General features: G+C 27.7%; 1 protein-coding gene. It reads right to left on the reverse strand.

All coding sequences use genetic code 11. The features are described from left to right. Positions 1–702: 702 nt before the first annotated feature. Positions 703–903, reverse strand: a 201-nt coding sequence (locus tag N8M16_RS10040) for a hypothetical protein (RefSeq protein WP_261070147.1), incomplete at its 5' end; no start/stop codon positions are given.

The following is a 903-nucleotide window of genomic DNA, read 5'->3' on the forward strand; positions in this document are numbered from 1 at the left end:
TTCGAAAATATTTTTGTTGTTTTCCCCTAAAAATACACACAACCCCCAATTAAAAATATTATAATTTTTATACAAAAAAACAGCCCCCCCCCCCCCCTTAAATATTTTTGCAATATTAAGAGTATAATATCATGAGTAGGAAGTGCTCAATATTTATCAACATCTCCTTAATTATATCATCTCAAAATTTATAACACAAGTTTTATGATTGAAAATAATTACTTTTATAAATGAAATGATTCTGATATTTAAAAAAATCAACCTAGAATAATTATAACATAAAGTAATTTAAGAACATTTTTTTGATTTTTAGTTTATTTATTCTTATTTTATATCTACATGGAATTATTTAAGATAAATCAATAAACATTTTTAAAATATAGTTCGTATTTTTTATCTATCTGGATAAATACAACCTATTAACTATATTTTTATGGTTTATCTAGATGTTTTCAATCAACAAAATGGTCACAAAATGAAATACTTATAAATTTAAATTTTTGCAAAGGAATTGTATAAAATGACGAGTTTAGTTAGTATCTTTATTTTGTTTGTAACTTCAACATCCAAATCATATAATCACAGATTATTTCGTAATACTCAGTGAAAGTCAAATAGAGATTCAAAAACTAGTAGCAAGCTACTTAAACTAGTGTGAACTGAGATTACAGTTAAAACATCTAATACTCTTCAAAAATCTCTTCAAACCGCGTCAACGTCAACTTGCCGTATGTATATGTTACTGACTTCGTCAGTTCTATCTGCAACCTCAAAACAGTGTTTTGAGCTGACTTCGTCAGTTCTATCTGCAACCTCAAAGCTGTACTTTGAGCTGACTTCGTCAGTTTTATCTGCAACCTCAAAGCTGTACTTTGAGCTGACTTCGTCAGTTTTATCTGCAAC

The organism is Streptococcus mitis (assembly GCF_946188375.1).
Classification (GTDB): Bacteria; Bacillota; Bacilli; order Lactobacillales; family Streptococcaceae; genus Streptococcus; species Streptococcus mitis_CX.